This is a genomic window from Caulobacter endophyticus, assembly GCF_029543245.1.
GTDB classification, from domain to species: domain Bacteria; phylum Pseudomonadota; class Alphaproteobacteria; order Caulobacterales; family Caulobacteraceae; genus Caulobacter; species Caulobacter endophyticus_A.
Genome location: NZ_JARQWV010000012.1, coordinates 142,914 through 162,738, shown reverse-complemented (window position 1 = coordinate 162,738; position 19,825 = coordinate 142,914). Strand labels below are relative to the sequence as shown.

General features: G+C 68.9%; 19 protein-coding genes. 2 read left to right on the top strand and 17 right to left on the bottom strand.

Annotated features, from left to right (window positions below; translation table 11 throughout):
* Positions 1–175: 175 nt before the first annotated feature.
* Complete coding sequence (tgt, locus tag P7A99_RS13565; protein WP_277794360.1) at positions 176–1,291, bottom strand: tRNA guanosine(34) transglycosylase Tgt; 1,116 nt, start codon at positions 1,289–1,291, stop codon at positions 176–178.
* Complete coding sequence (gene queA / locus P7A99_RS13560) at positions 1,292–2,398, bottom strand: tRNA preQ1(34) S-adenosylmethionine ribosyltransferase-isomerase QueA (protein WP_277794359.1); 1,107 nt, start codon at positions 2,396–2,398, stop codon at positions 1,292–1,294.
* Positions 2,399–2,547: 149 nt separating this feature from the next.
* Between queA and P7A99_RS13555 the strand changes: the two genes are divergently transcribed.
* Positions 2,548–3,528, top strand: coding sequence for an endonuclease/exonuclease/phosphatase family protein (locus P7A99_RS13555; protein WP_277794358.1), 981 nt, complete (start codon positions 2,548–2,550; stop codon positions 3,526–3,528).
* A 51-nt stretch (positions 3,529–3,579) separates the two neighbouring features.
* Here P7A99_RS13555 and P7A99_RS13550 read toward each other — a convergent pair whose 3' ends face one another.
* From P7A99_RS13550 to gyrA, 5 genes are all read right to left on the bottom strand, one after another.
* The gene (locus P7A99_RS13550; RefSeq protein ID WP_277794357.1) at positions 3,580–4,047 is read right to left on the bottom strand and encodes a peptidylprolyl isomerase; all 468 of its coding nucleotides are present in this window, start codon (positions 4,045–4,047) and stop codon (positions 3,580–3,582) included.
* A 95-nt stretch (positions 4,048–4,142) separates the two neighbouring features.
* Positions 4,143–5,024, bottom strand: coding sequence for a peptidylprolyl isomerase (locus P7A99_RS13545; protein ID WP_277794356.1), 882 nt, complete (start codon positions 5,022–5,024; stop codon positions 4,143–4,145).
* Positions 5,025–5,040: 16 nt separating this feature from the next.
* The gene (locus P7A99_RS13540) at positions 5,041–5,874 is read right to left on the bottom strand and encodes a peptidylprolyl isomerase (protein ID WP_277794355.1); all 834 of its coding nucleotides are present in this window, start codon (positions 5,872–5,874) and stop codon (positions 5,041–5,043) included.
* A gap of 256 nt (positions 5,875–6,130) precedes the next feature.
* Positions 6,131–6,619, bottom strand: a complete 489-nt coding sequence (gene coaD / locus P7A99_RS13535) for a pantetheine-phosphate adenylyltransferase (RefSeq protein ID WP_277794354.1) — start codon at positions 6,617–6,619, stop codon at positions 6,131–6,133.
* Between the two features lie 23 nt (positions 6,620–6,642).
* Positions 6,643–9,399 (bottom strand): DNA gyrase subunit A, encoded by a 2,757-nt coding sequence (gene gyrA, locus P7A99_RS13530; RefSeq protein WP_277794353.1) that lies wholly within the window; start codon positions 9,397–9,399, stop codon positions 6,643–6,645.
* 115 nt (positions 9,400–9,514) lie between these two features.
* On the opposite strand from gyrA, the gene sodC reads away from it, so the two are divergent.
* Entirely contained in the window at positions 9,515–10,039 is a 525-nt protein-coding gene (gene sodC / locus P7A99_RS13525) for a superoxide dismutase[Cu-Zn] (RefSeq protein WP_277794352.1), read from the top strand.
* Positions 10,040–10,126: 87 nt separating this feature from the next.
* Here the strand turns inward: sodC and P7A99_RS13520 are convergent, their stop codons facing one another.
* From P7A99_RS13520 to nagZ, 10 genes are all read right to left on the bottom strand, one after another.
* The gene (locus tag P7A99_RS13520) at positions 10,127–12,028 is read right to left on the bottom strand and encodes a cell division endopeptidase DipM (RefSeq protein ID WP_277794351.1); all 1,902 of its coding nucleotides are present in this window, start codon (positions 12,026–12,028) and stop codon (positions 10,127–10,129) included.
* Between the two features lie 105 nt (positions 12,029–12,133).
* Positions 12,134–12,793: a protein-L-isoaspartate(D-aspartate) O-methyltransferase gene (locus P7A99_RS13515; protein ID WP_277794350.1), complete on the bottom strand. Its 660-nt coding sequence runs from the start codon at positions 12,791–12,793 to the stop codon at positions 12,134–12,136.
* Positions 12,793–13,599: a 5'/3'-nucleotidase SurE gene (surE, locus tag P7A99_RS13510; RefSeq protein WP_277794349.1), complete on the bottom strand. Its 807-nt coding sequence runs from the start codon at positions 13,597–13,599 to the stop codon at positions 12,793–12,795. The genes P7A99_RS13515 and surE overlap by 1 nt, the downstream gene beginning before the upstream one ends.
* Positions 13,596–14,891: a serine--tRNA ligase gene (gene serS, locus P7A99_RS13505; protein ID WP_277794348.1), complete on the bottom strand. Its 1,296-nt coding sequence runs from the start codon at positions 14,889–14,891 to the stop codon at positions 13,596–13,598. Before serS ends, surE begins: the two co-directional genes overlap by 4 nt.
* Before the next feature lie 252 nt (positions 14,892–15,143).
* Positions 15,144–16,043 (bottom strand): twin-arginine translocase subunit TatC, encoded by a 900-nt coding sequence (gene tatC, locus P7A99_RS13500; RefSeq protein ID WP_277794347.1) that lies wholly within the window; start codon positions 16,041–16,043, stop codon positions 15,144–15,146.
* Positions 16,040–16,663 carry a Sec-independent protein translocase protein TatB gene (tatB, locus tag P7A99_RS13495; protein WP_277794346.1) on the bottom strand — a complete coding sequence of 208 codons (624 nt, stop codon included), beginning with the start codon at positions 16,661–16,663 and terminating at the stop codon, positions 16,040–16,042. Before tatB ends, tatC begins: the two co-directional genes overlap by 4 nt.
* Before the next feature lie 105 nt (positions 16,664–16,768).
* Positions 16,769–16,993, bottom strand: a complete 225-nt coding sequence (locus P7A99_RS13490; RefSeq protein ID WP_058349436.1) for a twin-arginine translocase TatA/TatE family subunit — start codon at positions 16,991–16,993, stop codon at positions 16,769–16,771.
* Positions 16,994–17,129: 136 nt separating this feature from the next.
* Positions 17,130–17,798, bottom strand: coding sequence for an SMC-Scp complex subunit ScpB (gene scpB / locus P7A99_RS13485; RefSeq protein WP_277794345.1), 669 nt, complete (start codon positions 17,796–17,798; stop codon positions 17,130–17,132).
* A gap of 169 nt (positions 17,799–17,967) precedes the next feature.
* Positions 17,968–18,792: a segregation and condensation protein A gene (locus tag P7A99_RS13480; RefSeq protein WP_277794344.1), complete on the bottom strand. Its 825-nt coding sequence runs from the start codon at positions 18,790–18,792 to the stop codon at positions 17,968–17,970.
* Complete coding sequence (gene nagZ / locus P7A99_RS13475; RefSeq protein WP_277794343.1) at positions 18,789–19,817, bottom strand: beta-N-acetylhexosaminidase; 1,029 nt, start codon at positions 19,815–19,817, stop codon at positions 18,789–18,791. The genes P7A99_RS13480 and nagZ overlap by 4 nt, the downstream gene beginning before the upstream one ends.
* Positions 19,818–19,825 lie beyond the last annotated feature (8 nt).

The window sequence follows — 19,825 nt, the reverse complement described above, 5'->3', positions numbered from 1 at the left end:
CCGGTGGGGGGCGCCGGGCCCCCCCCCCCCCCCCCCCGGGGGGGGGGGGGGGGGCCCCCCCGCCCCCCCCCCCCCCCGCGTCTTATGACCTTGAGCCGAGCGCAGACGTGGGCACCCCCTCCCCCCTCAGTCGCTTCGCGACAGCTCCCCCTTCAGGGGGAGCATCTGGAAAGCCCTACCCGCCCTTCTGCCGCGCGGCGAAGTCCCGGCGGAACTGCTCGAACCGCCCCTCTTCGATGGCCGCCCGCATGGCGGCCGTCAGGGCCTGGAAGAAGGCGATGTTGTGCCACGACAACAGCACCTGCCCCAGGATCTCCTCGGCCTTGAACAGGTGGCGCAGATAGGCCTTGGAATAGTCGCGGCTGGCCGGACAGTCGCTGGTCGGATCCAGCGGGCTCTCGTCCTCGGCGAAGCGGGCGTTCTTGATGTTGATCGCCCCGTCCCAGGTCCAGGCCTGGCCGTGGCGGCCCGAGCGGGTCGGCAGCACGCAGTCGAACATGTCGACGCCGCGATAGACGGCCTCCACGAGATCGATCGGCTTGCCCACGCCCATCAGGTAGCGCGGCTTGTCGGCGGGCAGCAGGCCCGGCGCATAGTCCAGCACCTCGCACATGGCCTCGTGGCCCTCGCCGACGGCCAGGCCGCCGATGGCGTAGCCGTCGAAGCCGATCTCCTGCAGGCGCTCGGACGACTCTCGGCGCAGGCTCTCGAAGGTCGAACCCTGCTGGATGCCGAACAGCGCCTGGGTGTCGCGCGTGCCGAAGGCGGTCTTGGAGCGCAGGCCCCAGCGCGCCGACAGCTCCATGCCCTCGCGGGCCCGCTTCTCTTCCGCCGGCCAGGCCACGCACTCGTCCAGCTGCATGACGATGTCGGATCCCAGCAGGTCGGCCTGGATCTCCATCGACCGCTCGGGGGAAAGCACGTGCTTGGTCCCGTCGATGTGGCTGGCGAAGGTGACGGCCTCTTCCGTCACCTTGCTTATCCCCGACAGGCTCATCACCTGGAAGCCGCCGCTGTCGGTCAGGATCGGCTTGTCCCAGCGCATGAACTTGTGCAGCCCGCCCAGGCGCTTCACCCGCTCGGCCGTCGGCCGCAGCATCAGGTGATAGGTGTTGCCCAGGATGATGTCGGCGCCGGCAGCCTTGACCTGGTCGACCGTCAGCGCCTTCACCGTCGCGGCCGTGCCCACCGGCATGAAGGCCGGGGTGCGGATGTCGCCGCGCGGGGTCTTCAGCACGCCCGTGCGGGCCTTGCCTTCGGTGGCTTTGATCTCGAAGGGGAAAGCGGCCATCTAGACGGTCTCTGTATCGGCGCGGAACAGCAGCGAGCCGTCGCCATAGGAATAGAAGCGGTAGCCCGTCGATATGGCGTGCTCGTAGGCTGCACGCATCGTCTTGCGGCCGGCGAACGCGCTGACCAGCATGAACAGGGTCGACTTGGGCAGGTGGAAATTGGTCATCAGCACGTCGACCGCCCGGAAGCGGTAGCCCGGCGTGATGAAGATCGCCGTCTCGTCGGCGAACGGGCGGACGACGCCGTCCTCGCCCGTGGCGCTCTCGATCAGGCGCAGGCTGGTGGTGCCGACGCAGACGATGCGCCCGCCGGCGGCGTGCACCGCGTTCAGGGCGTCGGCGGTCTCTCCGCTCACCTCGCCGAACTCGGCGTGCATCTTGTGCTCGGAAACCTCGTCGGTCTTCACCGGCAGGAAGGTGCCCGCGCCCACGTGCAGGGTGACGAAGTGCAGGGACACGCCCTTGGCCTTCAGGGCCTCCAGAAGGTCCGGGGTGAAGTGCAGGCCCGCCGTCGGCGCGGCCACCGAGCCGTCCTCGCGGGCGTAGACGGTCTGGTAGTCGGCGCGGTCGCGGTCGTCCTCGGCGCGCTTGGCGGCGATGTACGGCGGCAGCGGCATCATCCCATGCCGGGCGATGCCGATGTCCAGGTCAGGGCCCGACAGGTCGAAGGCCAGAACGACCTCGCCGCCCTCGTGCTTCTCGACCACCGTGGCGTCCAGGCGCTCGGCCTCGCAGGCGACCGAGCCCTGCGCGGCGAAGGCCACGCGGTCGCCGGCCTTCAGCCGCTTGCCCGGGCGCATGAAGGCGCTCCAGCGGTCCGGCGCGACGCGGCGGTGCAGGGTCGCCTCGACGGCCACCGGCGTACCGTCGGCCCCGCCGGTCGTGCGACCCTCGCGCAGGCCCGACAGGCGCGCGGGGATCACCCGGGTGTCGTTGAACACCAAAGCATCGCCAGGACGCAGGAAGTCGGGCAGGTCGCGGACGATGCGGTCCTCGAGGTCCTGCCCCGGCCGCACGACGAGAAACCGCGCGCTGTCGCGCGGCTCGGCCGGGCGCAGGGCGATGTTGTCGTCGGGAAGGTGAAAGTCGAAGTCGGAAAGGCGCATGGGCCGGCTTCAAGGCCACGAAGGGGGCGCAAGGTCAAGGCGCGGCGCGGCCGCATCGGCGCCGCGCGGCTGCGCAACCGCTCGCCCAGGCCCCTGGAAATGTATGCCGGCTTACACGACCGTCGCCTGCCCGTGCTAAGGGCGAAGTCATGCAACTGATCCTGCACCTTGCCCGCCTCTTCTGCCGCGGCACGGCCCTGGCCCTGGTCCTGCTGGCCCTGGCGCTCGGCCTGGCCGGCCTTGGCGGCGCCTTCAGCGACCGGCTGGACGTGGCCAACCACTTCGCGCCGATCTGGCTGGTCACGGGCTTGGCCGGCGCCCTGGTCGGCGCGATCGTCTCGCGGCGCAGCGAGCGCTGGGCGATCGTGGTCATGGGCGTCGTGGCGATCCTGGCCCACGGCGGCCTGATGGCCCCGGAGCTGATCGCGGCCCAGACCCGCAAGCTCGACAAGGGCCCCGCCACGCTGAAGGTCATGCAGTTCAACGTCTGGGCCTCGAACGACGACCCTACCGAGGCCCTGGAGTGGGTGCTGGCCGAGGACCCCGACGTCCTCTTCGTCGAGGAAGGCGGCGGCAGCGCCTGGCCGCTGATCGGCCCGCTGCGCCGGCTCTATCCGTTCGTCGTCTCCTGCGTGGGCAACACCCGCCCGTGCGACAGCTGGATCTTCAGCAAGAAGAAGATGGTCGCCCGGGGCGGCCTCTATGATCGCGAACGGCCGTTCTCGGTCGCCTGGGCCACCCTGGCCGATCCCAGCGGTCCGTTCACAGTGGTGGCCACCCACTATGTCTGGCCGATCCCGGCCGGCGCCCAGCAGGCCCAGAGCCGCCGCCTGGCGCAGATGCTGAACGGCTTCGACAAGAAGGCGATGATCGTCGCCGGCGACTTCAACTCCACGCCCTGGTCGTGGAGCCTGCGCCGTCAGGACAAACTGTTCGGCCTGGAGCGCCGCACGCTCGCCCTGCCCTCCTGGCCGTCGGGCTCGTTCACCCGCCTCTTGAAGGCGCCCTTCCCGTTCATGCCGATCGACCACCTCTATGCCGGCAAGCAGTGGAAGACGGTGTCGGTCAAGCGCGGCCCGCACCTGGGCTCGGACCACCGGCCGGTGGTCGTCACCCTGCGGCGCGGCTAGGCGCGCAAAGAAAAAGGGCCCCTCCGTTTCCGAAGGGGCCCTCTTTTGGATTTAAGCGTCGGCGGCGATCTTGGCGCTGACGATCTTGCCCGGCGCGCGGGGCGGCTCGCCCTTGGGCAGGTTGTCGACGTGCTCCATGCCTTCGCTGACCACGCCCCAGACGGTGTATTGCTTGTCGAGGAAGGTGGCGTCGTCGAAGACGATGAAGAACTGGCTGTTGGCCGAGTTCGGATCCGGCGTGCGGGCCATCGAGCAGACGCCGCGGACGTGCGGCTCGGCCGAGAACTCGGCCTTCAGGTCGGGCTTCGAGGAACCGCCGCGGCCGGTGCCGGTCGGGTCGCCGCCCTGGGCCATGAAGCCCGGGATCACGCGGTGGAAGACGACGCCGTCATAGAAGCCCTCGCGGACCAGTTCCTTGATCCGCTCGACGTGGCCGGGGGCCAGGTCGGGACGCAGGGTGATGGTGACCGGACCGGTCTCGAGCGTCAGGATCAGGGTGTTTTCGAGGTCAGCCGACATGGTCGTCCCTTCGGTACGGGGTTTGGCGGGCGAACCCGCCGGAGAAATTGAGTCTGGCGCTCTTTAGCCCGCCGCAAAGCGGCTGTGAACCGCCGTTACTGAACGCTGACGGGCAGGTCGAGGTCGCAGACCGAGAAATCCGCGCCCTTGGCCCGCCGCACCGCGGCGATCTGGCCCCGGAACCACGGGCTGTTCGGATCGATCACTCGCACCTTCGGTCGCTCGGCCGCCGGAATGTCCGACAGCAGGCGCACCTTGGTCATCTCGTCCTGCGGATCGGGCACCGGCTCGCCGGTCTTGATGTCGCGCACCACCTCCAGGCCCGAGATCACCCGGCCAAAGGCGGTGTAGCGCTTGTCCAGCGACGGATAGGGCTGGCGCATCAGGAAGAACTGGCTGTTGGCGCTGTCGGGCGCGTCGTCGCGGGCCATGCCCAGAACGCCCGGGCAATAGGTCCCCCAGGCGGCGACCTTCTTGTCGCTGGTCATGGTGTTCCAGCTCAGCGCCTGGCTGACCACGGGCAGCGACTTCAGGAAGCCAACCTCCGTGCCGGCCGGCGAGGCGGCGACCACGAACGGCAGGGCCTGGTCGCGGCGGAAGGTGAATTCGGCCTTCAGGTTGGGCTTGCTTGAAGCCCCCTGCCCCGTGTCCTCCGGATCGCCGGTCTGGGCCATGAACCGGTCGATGACCCTGAAGAAGGTGCGCCGGTCATAGACGCCCTCGCGGGTCAGCTCCTGCAGGCGCGCCACGTGGGCGGGCGCGACCTCGGGGATCAGCTCGACGAGGATACGGCCCTTGGTGCTGTCGATGACCATCACCGTGTCGGGCGCCGGCGTGCGCCAGTCGGATTCGCGGGGGTCGGCCGGCGCCGTGGCGACAGCGGCCTTGGCCCGCTTGGCCTTGGGCGCGGCCTGCGCCGCCGGGACGACCGCCGCAGCGGTCAGGAGAACGACGGCGGAGACGATCGGCAGGCGCATTTAAGTCGACCTTCGCTTACTTGCTGACCTTCACGGGTACTTCCACGTCGCAGATGTTGTAGCCGGCGCCAAGCTCGGCCTGCTTCTTCTTGACCAGTTCGGCGAAGGCGGCGCTGCGGGTGTCCATCACCTGCACGGTCGGGCGCTTGTCGGCCGGAATATCGGCCAGCACCTTGACGCTGAGCATCTTGTCCTGCGGATCGGCGACCGGCTCGCCGGTCTTGATGGCGCGCACGACCTCCAGGCCCGACAGCACGCGGCCAAAGCCGGTGTAGGTCTTCTCCAGCGACGGATAGTGCTGGCGCATGAAGAAGAACTGGCTGTTGGCGCTGTTGGGGTCGCCGGCGCGGGCCATGCCCAGCACGCCGGGGCAGAAGTTGGCCCAGGCCTGCACCTTGCCGTCGGCGGTCATGGCCGCCAGCATCGACGACTGGCTGGTCACGGCCAACGGACCGACGAAGCCGGTCTCCAGCGAGCCGACCTTGCCGGCCGGGGCGAACGAGCCGCCCGAGCCAGCGCGGCGGAAGGTGAACTCGGCCGTAAGGTCGGGCTTGTCCGAGCCGCCGGTGCCGTCGTTCTTCGGGTCGCCCGTCTGGGCCATGAAGCTGTCGATGACGCGGAAGAAGCTCAGGCCGTCATAGAAGCCGGCCTTGGCCAGTTCGCGCACCCGCTCCACGTGGCCCGGCGCGGCCTCGGGGACGAGCTCGGCGACGATGCGGCCCTTGTTGGTCTCGACGACCAGCACGTTCTCCGGATCGGGCGTACGCCATTCGGCGACCTGGGCGGAAGCGGCCGAGGCCGAAACGAGCGCCAGGGCGGCGACGCCGAGAGCGCGGAACGCAGACTTCATGGATTTCCCCGAACAGATCTCGTCGCCCCGCGTAGAACGGGCGGAGCGGAACCACAAGCTTTGTCGATGATTTCGGCCACTTGTGGGCGATGAGAAGATGCTCCCCCTGAAGGGGGAGCTGTCGCCCCCGGGTCCGGCCATAGGCCCGCCCGAGGATAAACTCCGCGACTGAGGGGGAAGTGAACGCGGCATGCCAGCAGCCGCTTCCCCCTCCGGCCCTTCGGGCCACCTCCCCCTTCAGGGGAGGATTTGAGGATCACCGCGCCTTGATCTTGGCGATCAGGTCGGTGGCGACGCCCGGGCTGACGAACTTGCCGACTTCGCCGTCGAGCGAGGCGATTTCCTTGACCAGCTTGGAAGCGATGGCCTGGTGGCGCGGGTCGGCCATCAGGAAGACGGTCTCGATCTCGCGATCCATCTGCTGGTTCATCGCGGTCATCTGGAATTCGTATTCGAAGTCGGCCACGGCCCGCAGGCCGCGGACGATCATCTGGGCGTTCACCTCACGGGCGAAGTGGATCAGCAGGCTGTCGAAGGGCCGGACCTCGATGGCCGCGCCCTTCAGGTGCGCCGTCTCGCGCTGCAGCATGGCGACCCGCTCATCGAGCGAGAACAGGGGGCTCTTGCCGATGTTGACGGCTACCCCGATGACCAGCTTGTCGACCAGCTTGACCGCCCGACCGATGATGTCGAGATGGCCGTTGGTGACCGGATCGAAGGTCCCGGGATAAAGACCGATACGCATGAAACCCCCTGCGCTTCTTTGCTTTACGGGGTCTCGTCCGCCCCGTTTGCCTCGTCCTGCCCTTCGTCGCCGCCGGCCTCGGCCAGACGTTCGACGCTCACGACATGCTCATCCGCCGCCGTACGGAAGACGGTTACGCCCTGAGTATTCCGCGCCGCAACACGAATTTGCGAGACGGGGCACCGTATCAGCTGACCCGCGTCGGTCACCAGCAGGATTTGGTCGCTCTCGTCGACCGGGAACGAGCCCACCAGCTTGCCGCCGCGCTTGGACAGGTCCTGGGCCGCGAGGCCCTGGCCGCCACGGCCCGTGCGGCGGAAGTCATAGGCGCTGGTGCGCTTGCCATAGCCTTCCGACGAGATGGTGAGGATGATTTCCTCGGCCGCGCCCAGCTCGGCGATGCGCTCGACCGTGAGGGTGGCCTCGCCGGCCTCTTCGTCGGCCTCCTCCGGCGCCGGGGCTTCCTCGCCCTCCTCGCCGTTGGCGGCGCGCAGCAGGGCGCGCTGGTGCTTGAGATAGGCGGCGCGCTCGGCCGGGGTGGCGTCGACGCTGCGCAGCACGGCCATCGAGATGACGGTGTCGCCCGAGGCCAGCTTCACGCCGCGAACGCCGGTGGAGTCACGGCTGGCGAACACCCGCACCTCCTCGACCGAGAAGCGGATGCAGCGGCCGGCCGCCGTGGTCAGCAGCACGTCCTGGTCGCCGTTGCAGACCGCGACGCCGACGATGCCGTCGCCTTCGTCCAGCTTCATGGCGATCTTGCCGTTGCGGCGGACGTCGACGAAGTCCGACAGCTTGTTGCGACGCACGCTGCCCGAGCGGGTGGCGAACATCACGTCCAGGCCGTCCCAGGTGGCCTCGTCTTCCGGCAGGGTCAGGATCGAGGTGATGGTCTCGCCCGGCTCGATCGGCAGCAGGTTCACGAACGCCTTGCCGCGCGAGTTGGCGGCGCCCAGCGGCAGGCGCCACACCTTCATCTTGTAGACCTTGCCGCCCGAGGTGAAGAACAGCAGCGGCGCGTGGGTCGAGGCCGAGAACACGCGGGTGACGGCGTCCTCGTCCTTGGTGGCCATACCCGACTTGCCCTTCCCGCCCCGGTGCTGGGTGCGGTAGTTGGCCAGCGGGGTGCGCTTGACGTAGCCGCCCATGGTGACGGTGATCACCATGTCCTCGCGGACGATCAGGTCCTCGTCTTCCATGTCGGCGTCGCCGTCGACGATCTGGCAGCGGCGCGGAATGGCGAACTTGTCCTTCACCTCGACCAGCTCTTCGCGGACCACGGCCATGATGTTGGCGCGGTCGGACAGCAGGTCGAGATAGCCCTTGATGGCCTCGGCCAGCAGAGCGGCCTCGTTGCCGATCTCGTCACGGCCAAGGCCGGTCAGGCGCGACAGGGTCAGGGCCAGGATGGCGCGGGCCTGCTCGTCGGTCAGGCGGATGAGACCGCCTTCTTCCAGCACCGAGCGCGGGTCGGCGATCAGCTCGACCAGGGGCAGCATGTCGCCCATCGGCCAGGCCTTGGCCACCAGGCGCTCGCGCGCCTCGGCCGGGTCCTTGGACGAGCGGATGATGTGGATGAACTCGTCGATATTGGCCACGGCGATGGCCAGACCGACCAAGACGTGGCCGCGGTCGCGGGCCTTGCCCAGCTCGAACTTGGTGCGGCGGACGACGACTTCCTCGCGGAACTCGACGAACACTTCCAAGAGCTTGCGCAGGCCCATCTGCTCGGGACGGCCGCGGTTCAGGGCCAGCATGTTGACGCCGAACGAGCTTTGCAGCGCCGTGAAGCGGTAGAGCTGGTTGAGGATCACCTCGCCCGAGGCGTCGCGCTTGAGCTCGACCACGATGCGCATGCCGTCGCGGTTGGACTCGTCGCGGATGTCGGCGACGCCCTCGATCTTCTTGTCGCGGACCAGCTCGGCGATGTGCTCGACGAGGTTGGCCTTGTTCACCTGATACGGGATCTCGGTGATGATGATGGCTTCGCGGCCGCTGCGGATCTCGTCGACGCTGGCGACGCCGCGCATGACGACCGAGCCGCGGCCGGTCAGCAGCGCGTTGCGAGGCGGCGAACGGCCGATGATCTCGCCGCCGGTCGGGAAGTCCGGACCGGGCACGAGGTCGAGCAACTGGTCGGTGGTGACCTCGGGCTCGTCGATCAGCAGCAGGCAGGCGTCGATGACTTCGCCCAGATTGTGCGGCGGAATGTTGGTGGCCATGCCGACGGCGATGCCGCCCGCGCCGTTGACCAGCAGGTTGGGGATCCGCGACGGCAGGACGGTGGGTTCCTGCTCCTTGCCGTCGTAGTTGTCGGCGAAGTCGACCGTGTCCTTGTCGAGGTCGGCCAGCAGCGACATGGCCGGCGGGGCCATGCGGCACTCGGTGTATCGCATGGCGGCCGGCATATCGCCGTCGACCGAGCCGAAGTTGCCCTGGCCGTCGATGAGCACCAGGCCCATCGAGAACGACTGCGTCATGCGCACCAGGGTGAAGTAGATCGAGGCGTCGCCGTGCGGGTGATACTTACCCATGACGTCACCGACGACGCGGGCCGACTTGACGTACGGACGCTCGGGCGTCTGGCCCTGCTCGTGCATCGAGAACAGCACGCGGCGGTGCACCGGCTTGAGGCCGTCGCGCGCGTCCGGAAGGGCGCGGCTGACGATGACGCTCATCGCGTAGTCGAGATACGAACGGCGCAGTTCGTCCTCGATGTTGATCGGGGCGATGTCTCCGCGCGGCCCTTCGGGAGGCAGAGTGTTTTGATCGTCGCTCAAGGGGATTTTTCGCCGTCAGAATCGAACACGGAACAGTCGGAAACAGTTAGCATTCTGACACGGACGGCGCCACCTTCGCGGCCCCATGCGTCCCTTACGAATGCAGGAGCAGTTCATGCGTCTGACCGCCCTTTTCCTCGCCGCCGGCCTCGTGGCCGCCACCACGGCCTCCGCCGCCGAAGCGCCCGCCACCGCGATCGCCGAGATCAAGGGCGCGGACGGCAAGACCATCGGGACCGGGACGATCACCGAGGCTCCGCACGGCGTGCTGCTGAAGATCGAGGCCAAGGGCCTGACGCCCGGCTGGCACGGCCTGCACTTCCACGAAAAGGGCGACTGCGGCACGCCTGACTTCAAGTCGGCCGGCGCCCACGTGCACACCACGGCCACGGTGGTCCACGGCCTGCTGAACCCGAACGGCAACGACAACGGCGACCTGCCCAACCTCTACGCCGCCGCCGACGGCAGCGCCGTCACCGAGGTGTTCTCGCCCCTGGTGTCGCTGAAGGGCGCGGGCGGCCGCCCCGCCCTGCTGGACGCCGACGGCTCGGCCATCGTCATCCACGCCAGCCCCGACGACCACACGAGCCAGCCGATCGGCGGCGCCGGCGCGCGCAGCGCCTGCGGCGTCGTGAAGTAGGCTTCCCCTCCCCTTCCTTGAGGGCGGAAACTAAAACGGCCTCCGGATCGCTCCGGAGGCCGTTTCTGTTTGGAATGTCTTGCGACCCTAGCGCGGCAGCACCAGGCCCGGGTCGATCGGCTTGGCCTTGTCCTTCGGGGTCGGAGCGTAGCGGACCTCGAAGTGCAGCTGGGGTTCGTTGACGCCGCCCGTCTGGCCGACCGTGCCGAGCTGTTCGCCCTGGCCGACCTGCTGGCGCATCTTGACGTCGGTGGTGGCCAGGTGGGCGTAGGCCGTGACCCAGCCGTCGGCGTGCTTGACCAGCACGAGGTTGCCGAAGCCCGGCACCTGGTTGCCGGCATAGACCACCTCGCCCGAGGCGGCGGCCTTGACCGGCGCGCCGGCCGAGGCGCGGATGTTGAGGCCGTCGTTGCGCTGGCCCGTGCCCTTGGGGCCGAAGTCCGAGATGGTCTCGCCGCGCACCGGCCAGACGAAGCGGCCGCGGCCGGCGGCCGTGATCTCGGCCTCGGTCGGCGGGGCGCTGCTCTCGATGATCGGACGCGCCGGAGCCGGCGGCGGGGTGATCGGCTGGGCCGAGACCGGCGCGCTGGGACGCGGATAGCTGGAGGTCGAACCCGACGGCGTGTAGGGGCGCGGGCTGGACGGCAGGCCGCTGGTCGACGGCGCGGGCGCCGGCGAAGCGCCGATCGGCGCCTGGGCGGTCGTGGTCGGAGCCGGGGTCGAGGGGCGCGGCGCGGGCGTCGTCACCGTCGTGCGGATCGGGCCGCGGTCCTTGTAGCCGTCGGGCAGGACGACCTTCTGGCCCTTCTTGATCGACGCGCCGGTGCGCAGGTTGTTTTCCTTGGCCAGGGCCGAGACGCTGACGTTGAAGCGCTTGGCGATGCCGGCCAGGGTGTCGCCGCTCTCGGCCACATAGGCCTTGTCGGTGGTGGCGGGGCCTTTGAGCTTCTGGCCCGGACGGATCACGTACGGAGCCTTCAGGTCGTTGTCCTCGACCAGGTCCTTGCGGGTGGTGCCAAGCTCACGGGCGATGGAGTCGATGGCGTCGCCCGACTTCACGGTGTGGATCTTCGGCTTGCCGGCGACCTCGATCACCTTGCCGGTGATGCTGACGGTCGTGGTGGTCGTGGCGGCCGGAGCCGGCTCGTCGTCGACGACCGGGCGCGACGGCGGCGGCGCAGCGGTGGGGCGCGAACCGATCGGCGGAGCCGAGGCGGTCGGGGTCGGACGCGACGGGGCCGCGCCGGCCAGGGTGGACGAGCCGCCCGGAACCGGCTGCATCACCGTGGTCTTGGACGGACCCTTGTCCTTGTAGCCTTCCGGCAGGCGGATCTTCTGGCCGGCGCGGATCGAGGCGCCGCTGGCCATGTCGTTCTCGTCAGCCAGGGCCACCGGGGTGACGCTGAAGCGGCGGGCGATGGCGCTGAGGGTGTCGCCGCTCTCGACCACGTAGGCTTTGGCCTTGGTCGACGGGCCCTTCAGCTTCTGGCCGGGCTTGAGGCGATAGGGTTCTTCAAGGTCGTTCAGCTTGGCCAGTTCAACGCGCGAGATGCCCATCTTGCGGCCGATGGCGTCTAGGCCGTCGCCCGATTGGACAGTGTAGGTCTGCGGGCCGCCGCTGACGTCGACGACCTTGCCGCCAGTGACGGTCACCACGACCGGACGCATGGCCGGCTGCTGCGGCGCGGGCGCCGGGATGGGACGGCTATCGGCGGGCGGCGGAGGCGGCGGGGGAATGTCGGAAGGCACCGGCGACAGCGGCTGGCTCGACACGGCGCCGGCGGCGACCGGTGCGGTCACCGGCGGGGCGTCGTCCTCGGACGGCTGAGCGGCCGGCGGCGGGGTCTGGACGGCAGGCGGAGCCTGGACGAGCGGCGGGCTGACGCCGCCCTCGACGCGGGTGGGATACTGGGCGCCGGTCGTCTCGCAGGCCGCGAGCGTTCCAGCCGTCAGCGCGATCACCGCCGCTTGCGTCCACAACTGCCTCATGACCTCTCCTTTCCTCGCGGAGCCTTCAAGTCGCCGCCGCAAGGGTGAATCAAACCTTAACCAAACACGCACAGCGCCGCCGAACCTGTGGACGCCGGGCCCGCTCTACTCGCGGGCGACGCCTTCCAGGATCGGGACGAAACGCACGTCGCACAGGGCTTCGACCGTGAAGCCCCCCTTCCCGTCGCCGGCATAGCGGCGGAGGCTCTGGACAGGCCCGCGACCAACCGGCGCGACGAGCACGCCGTTGGGCTTGAGCTGAGCCAGAAGCCCCTTAGGCTCTTCTTGCGCCGCAGCCGTGACCATAATGCGGTCGAAAGGCGCCTGCTCGCGCCAGCCTTCCCAGCCGTCGCCGAACTTGGTGATGACGTTGGTCAGGCCCAGGGTCGCGAAGCGCGACTCGGCCTCCTTCATCAGGGTGCGATAGCGCTCGACCGTGTAGACGAGGCGCGACACGCGGCTGAGGATCGCGGTCTGATAGCCCGAACCGGTGCCGATCTCGAGCACGCGGCAGCGCGGCTCGACCGTCAGGGCCTGGGTCATCAGGCCGACGATGAACGGCTGGCTGATGGTCTGGCCGCAGGCGATCGGCAGGGCCGAGTCCTCCCACGACCGCTCCTTGAAGAGATCAGGCGTGAACAGGTCGCGCGGCGTCTTCTCGATCGCCGACAGTACGCCGGGATCGGTCACGCCCTGGGCGCGCAGGGCGTCGAGCAGACGCTTCAGCAGCGCTTCAGGCGTCTCCGGGCGCTTGGCGCTCGCCATCACAGGCCAGGCTCCGGCTTGGGGGCGAGCTTGGGCGGCGCGCCGCCCAGCACGCCCTTGAGGGTCGCGACGGTGGCGTTGTGCGTCAGGTCGATATGCAGGGGCGTCACCGAGATGCGCCCTTCGTAAACGGCCCTCAGATCAGTGCCCTCCGGCGGATTGGACGGCTTGGCGGTGAAGCCGGTCCAGTAATAGTCGCGACCGCGCAGGTCGGTCCGCTTTTCAATGCGCCGCAAGTGCGAGTCGCGGAAGCCTTGGCGGGTCACTTCCACGGCATCGACGCGCTCGGGCGGGATCGCCGGGAAGTTGACGTTCATCACCACGTCCGACGGCCAGCCCACTTCCAGCAGGCGGCGGATGATGCCCGGCGCGAAGTGTTCGGCGGTCTCCCAGTGGGCGACGACCTCGTCGGCGAAGTAGGTCATGGCCTGCGACAGGGCGATGGCCGGCACGCCCAGCACCATGCCTTCGATGGCGCCGGCGACCGTGCCCGACAGGGTGACGTCCTCGGCCAGGTTCTGGCCCCGGTTGACGCCCGAGAGCACCAGGTCCGGACGCGCGCCCTGGACCAGTTCCTGGAAGGCCAGCGCCACGCAGTCGGTGGGCGTGCCCTCGACGGCGAAGCGGCGCTCACTGATCTTCCGCACCCGCAGCGGGTCGGCCAGGGTCAGAGCCCGGCTGGCGCCCGACTGTTCGTATTCCGGCGCGACGACCCAGACGTCGTCCGACAGGGCCGCGGCGATGCGCTCCAGGGCTTCAAGCCCCGGAGCATGGATGCCGTCGTCGTTGGTGAGGAGGATCCTCACGCAGCGCCCCCGATGTGGGTCAGGCCGCCCATATAGGGCTGCAGCACGGTCGGGATGGCGATGCGGCCGGCTTCGTCCTGGTAGTTTTCCAGCACGGCCACCAGGGTGCGGCCGACGGCCAGGCCCGAGCCGTTGAGGGTGTGGACGTAGTGCGTGCCCTTCTCGCCGGCCTTCTTGTAGCGGGCGTCCATGCGGCGGGCCTGGAAGTCGCCGCAGTTGGAGCACGAGCTGATCTCGCGATAGGTCGCCTGCGACGGCAGCCAGACTTCCAGATCGTAGGTCTTGCGCGCGCCAAAGCCCATGTCGCCCTTGCACAGCAGCATGGTGCGGAACGGCAGTTCCAGCTTCTTGAGCACGGTCTCGGCGCACTCGACCATGCGCTCGTGCTCGGCTTCCGACTGGTCGGGCGTGGTGATCGAAACGAGCTCGACCTTCTGGAACTGGTGCTGGCGGATCATGCCGCGGGTGTCGCGGCCCGAGGCGCCGGCTTCCGAGCGGAAGCAGTAGGTCAGGGCCGTCAGGCGCAGCGGCAGTTCTTCCTCGCCGGTGATCTGCTCGCGCACGAGGTTGGTCAGCGACACCTCGGCGGTCGGGATCAGCCAGTGGTCGCCGGTGGTGCGAAACAGGTCCTCGGAGAACTTGGGCAACTGGCCCGTGCCGAACAGGGCGTCGTCCTTGACGAGGACCGGCGGGCTGACCTCGGTATAGCCGTGCTCGACCGTCTGCAGGTCGAGCATGAACTGGCCAAGGGCCCGTTCGAGCCGGGCGATCTCCTTCTTGAGCACCACGAAGCGCGCGCCGCTCATGCGGGCGGCGGCTTCAAAGTCCATGCCGCCCAGCGCCGCGCCCAGGTCGACGTGATCCTTGGGCGCGTTCAGGCGACCGGCCGGCAGCTTGGCGGCGTCGCCCCAGCGGCGCTGCTCGACATTGCCCGCCTCGTCCTCACCTTCCGGCACTTCGGCGGCGGGGATGTTGGGCAGGCTGGCCAAGAGGTCCTTCAGCTTGGCGCCGACTAGGTGCTCTTCTTCCGAAGCCTCGGCCATGCGGCCCTTCAGCGTCTCGACCTCGGCCATCAGGCGGGCGGCTTCGGCCTCGTCCTTCTTGGCCTTGGCCATGCCGATCAGCTTGGAGCTTTCGTTGCGCTTGGCCTGGGCCTCCTGCAGGGCGGTCTGCGCCGCGCGCAGTTGGGCGTCGAGCTTGACGGCCTCCGAGGCCGCGCCCGAACGGCCCTTGGCCGACCAGGCGGCTTCATAGGCTTCGGTATTTTCGCGGATGGCCTTGATGTCGTGCATCGGAATGGGCTCGGCAGGAAGTCGTTAAGAAACGCCCTTCTCTAAGGCGCGTCGGCAAGGGCGCCAACCTTCTTACACGTCCCCTCTCCCCTTGCGGGAGAGGGTGGCCCCGCAGAGCGGGGTCGGGTGAGGGGTCGCGCAAACAGAAACGCCGCGACGGCCGATCGGCTGTCGCGGCGTGAAACATCTGAGAGACCCCTCATCCGTCGGCTTCGCCGACACCTTCTCCCGCAAGGGGAGAAGGGTACGGAATCAGACCGCGACGACGTCCGTGCTCTCTTCGGCTTCGCGCTTCTTGCGGCCGCGCTCGATGATCCAGACGCACCAGATGCCGACCTCGTAGAGCAGGCACATGGGGATCGCCAGGGTCAGCTGGCTGATCGGATCGGGCGGGGTCAGGATGGCGGCGGCGATGAACACGCCGACGATGGCGTAGCGGCGGCCGGCGCGCAGCATCTTGGAATCGATAATCCCGGCCATGCCCAGCAGCGACACCACGACCGGCAGCTGGAAGCACAGGCCGAAGGCCAGCAGCAGCGAGGTCACCAGGGTCAGGTAGTCGGAAACCTTGGGCAGCAGTTCGACCGAGATGCCCGCGCCGAAGATCTGCTGGTTCATCGAGAACCAGACGATGAACGGCAGCATCACGTAGTAGACCAGCGCCGCGCCCATCATGAACAGCACAGGCGAGGCGACCAGGAACGGCAGGAAAGCCCCACGCTCGTTCTTGTAGAGGCCCGGCGCGACGAAGCGGTAGAGCTGCCAGGCCAGCACCGGGAAGGTGACCACCACGGCGCCGAAAGCCGACAGCTTCAGCTTGGTGAAGAACTGTTCCAGCAAGGCCGTGAAGACGAACTTCTGGTGCGCGACATCGGCCGGCGCGTCCTTCAGCCCCATCAGCACCATGATCAGGTCGAACGGATTGTGGTGCGCCCCGGTCTTGCTCGCCGCGACCATGCCGGCGGCGACCTCGAACGGGTGGATCAGGAAGAGGAAAAGCTGGGTCGAGAAGGCGAAGCAGACGCCGAAGCCGACGAACAGCGCCACGACGCAGACGATCAGGCGCGAGCGCAGCTCGGTCAGGTGTTCGAGCAGCGGAGCGCGCGAGGCCTCGATCTCGTCTTCCGGATCATGTCCGATCGAATTGGTCACGAAACGATGTCCGAGCTGGAGGCGGCGGTCTTGGTCGTGCGCTTGCGGACCGGCTTGGCGGCGGGCGCGGCGACTTCAGCCTTGGAAGCCTTGGCGGCCTTCGGCTTGGCGGCGACGCCGACGTCCTTGGAGGAGGCCTTGGCGCGCGGCTTCTTGGCGACGATCTCGACCGTCGGCTCGGCCACGGCCTTGGGCGCACGCTTGCGGGCCGGCTTGACCGGCGGCTCGAGCGTGGCCGCAGCGTCGGTCTGCGGCTCGCCGACCGGCTCGGGATTGTGAGCGGCGTAGGGGTGGGCCTGCACCGAACCGCTGTTCAGGCTGGCGTCGATGTCGGCGAACACCTGGTCGACGCCGGCGTCCTTGGCCTCGTCGACGGCGCTCTGCACCGGATTGGCGTACTGGCCGGCGCGCATGGCCTCGACCTCGCGACGCAGGTCGTCCAGTTCGGACTGGCGAGCCATCTCGTCGAAGCTGGCGCGAAACTCGTTCGCCATGCCGCGGATCTTGCCGACGAACTGGCCCAGCTTGCGCAGGAGAACAGGCAGGTCCTTGGGGCCGACCACGATCAGGGCGACCGCGGCGATGACCAGGAGCTCTGCGCCGCCGATATCAGGAAGCATGCAACCGCCTCAGATCGGCCCGGCGCTTCTCGGAGGAAGGCCTGGGCCGCGCAGTATGAAAAACGCGGCCGCGCCCTCCACGGGAAGGCGCGGCGAATAGAGACCTTACGACTTGCGCAGGTCTTCCTTCTCGGCCTCGGTGCGCGGCAGGGCGCCGGTCGACTTGTTGTCGGCCACTTCCTGGCTGCTGTCGTCCTTCAGGCCGTCCTTGAACGCCTTGATGCCCTTGGCGGCGTCGCCCATGATCCCGGACAGCTTGCCGCGACCGCCGAAAAGCAGGGCGACGACCGCGATCACGATCACCCAGTGAATCCAGCTCATGCTACCCATAACGGCGGTGCTCCTTGCGACAGCGGCGCTTTAGCCGCTGCGGCGTGTCGTTACAATGTCTCAGATAATATAGGCGTCCGCGTGGCGTGGAGCCAAGCGGAACGGAATGCGGCGATTGCGCCCCGGCCAAGACAGGCTAGGCCTTGTCGCCTCCCTCCAGCTCTCCGAGGAAATCCTGTGCGAATTCGGGGGTCTCGCCTTCCTCGAGCGGGTCTTCCTCCTCGCCGTCGGCGCGCAGCCCCATCGGGTCGGGCACGCTGAAGCCCGGCGGCAGGTTGAGATCGAGCAGGCCGGCGGCCTTCATTTCGGCCACGCCAGGCAGGTCGCCCAGATTCGCCAGGCCGTAATGTTCGAGGAAGGCGTCGGTGGTGCCGAACGTCACCGGACGGCCCGGCGTGCGGCGACGGCCGCGCATCCGGATCAGGCCCAGCTCCAGCAACACGTCCAGCGTGCCGCGGCTGGCCTGCACGCCGCGCACGGCTTCGATCTCGGCCCGGGTGACGGGCTGGTGATAGGCGACGATGGCCAGGGTTTCCTGGGCGGCCTTGGACAGGCGCCGCGGCTCCTCGCGCTCCTCGGTCATCAGGAAGGCCAGATCGGCGGCGGTCTGGAAACGCCAGCGCCCCGCCACCTCGACCAGCTCGATGCCCCTGCCCGCCCAGGTCAGGCGCAGATCTGTGATCCCTTGCTTGATGTCGGCGCCGTCAGGCAGGCGCTTGGCCAGATCCTGGACGCTCAGCGGCTCGGCCGCCGCGAACAGCAGCGCCTCGATGCAGCGTTCGGTGAAGATGGGGTCGAGGGTCATCGTGCGGGGCCGGCGCCAAGGAACCTCCCCCCATGGGGGAGGCGATCGCGCAGCGATCGGTGGGGGGAGTGACTACGAAACCGGCCGAGTGCAGCGGAAGCCGACGACTTCCCCCCACCGGCCTTCGGCCGCCTCCCCCGCGGGGGGAGGTTCCTGGAAGCGGCCGCCATCACAACAGCCCCTCCCCGCCATCGGTCCGGGTGCGCAGGTAGATCTCCTCGAACGCGCCCATCTGGCGGACGGTCAGGGCGCCCTCCTTGGCCAGCTCCAGACTGGCCGACAGGGTCGAGGCCAGATAGCTGGCCGGCGTGGGGCCTTCCGGATCTTCTTCCCAGCGCTCGACGGGGGCGACGCCGGATAGGGCCGTCCACTCCTCCATCCTCGGCAGGAAGGTGCGCAGGCGGTCGCGGGCGTCTTCCAGCGGATAGGCCTGCGGCGGGCGCGGGGCGTAGTAGCGGCCGTGCTCGCGCTTTCGCTGGCTGATATAGGCGCTCATCAGGGCGTACAGGTCGCCCTCGAAACGGGTGGAAGAGACGATCTTCACCGCGTCGGGATCACCGCGCATGAAGACGTCGCGTTTGAGCTGCGGGCGCTCCTTCAGGGCCTCGACCGAGCGACGCATGGCGTCCAGCTTGGCCAGGCGAAAGGCCAGCAGGGCCGCCATCTCCTCGGCCGGCGGCTCCTCGGCCTTGGGGCGCTCGGGCTTGGGCAGCAGCAGGCGTGACTTCAGGTAGGCCAGCCAGGCGGCCATCACCAGATAGTCGGCCGCCAGCGAGAAGCGCACCCGTCGGGCTTGCTGAACGAAGGCCAGATACTGCTCGGCCAGACGGGTGATCGACAGCTGAAGCAGGTCGACCTTCTGGTTGCGGGCCAGGGCCAAGAGGACGTGCAGCGGGCCTTCGTAGCCATCGATGTCGATGACCAGGGCCGCGCCGTCTTCGGCCGCCTCACGGGCGGCCGCGAAGTCGAATGTGGGCTGAAAGCCCGTGCTCACCCGGCGTACCGGCCGTCGAAGGCGGCGTCGAAGCGGGCGCGGGCCTCGGCATGATCGAAGGGTTCGGGAACCTTGACCAGGCGCCCCATGACGGCCTGGGCGCGGCGGCGGGCTTCCTTGGACATCTTGCCGACGCCGGCCATCACGGCCTTCATCTCGTCCATGTCGCCGTTGCAGTGCAGGACGACGTCGCAGCCGGCCGAAAGGCTGTCCTTGGCGCGCTGCTTGAAGTCGCCCGACAGCGCCTTCATCGACAGGTCGTCGCTCATCAAGAGGCCGTCGAAGCCGAGCGATCCGCGGATCACCTGCTTGATGGCCTTCTTCGACGTCGTGGCCGGACGCCGACGATCGATGGCCGTGTAGACGACGTGGGCGGTCATCGCCATCGGCATGTCCGAAAGCACCCGGAACGGGGCGAAGTCGCGCTCGTCCAGCTCGGCCAGCTTGGCCTTCACCACCGGCAGCTCAAGATGGCTGTCGGCCATCGCCCGTCCATGTCCGGGGATGTGCTTGATGATCGGCAGCACCCCGCCGGCCAGCAGCCCCTCGGCGGCGGCGCGGCCCAGCGTGGCCACCTGCTGCGGGGTGTCGCCATAGGCGCGGTCGCCGATGATCTCGTGGCCCTTGGGATCGGGCACGTCCAACACCGGCACGCAGTCGACATTGATGCCCAGCGACGTCAGGTCGTGGGCGATCAGCCGCGCGCCCAGGCGCGTGATCTCGCGGGCGTGAAGCGGGTCGTTGGCGACCAGCTCGCCATAGGCGCGGCCGGGCGGATACTTCCCCCAGTGCGGGGCGCCAAGGCGGGCGACGCGGCCGCCCTCCTGGTCGATCAGGATCGGCGCGTCAGGACGACCAACCGTCTCGCGCAGCGCGGCCGTCAGCTTGCGCACCTGGTCGGGCGTGTCGATATTGCGCTTGAAGAGGATGAAGCCCCAGGGCCGCACGTCGCGGAAGAAGCTGGCTTCTTCCGCCGAGAGGACGGTCCCGGCGCAGCCGAGGATGGCGGCGGACGACGTGCTCATGAGGCCCC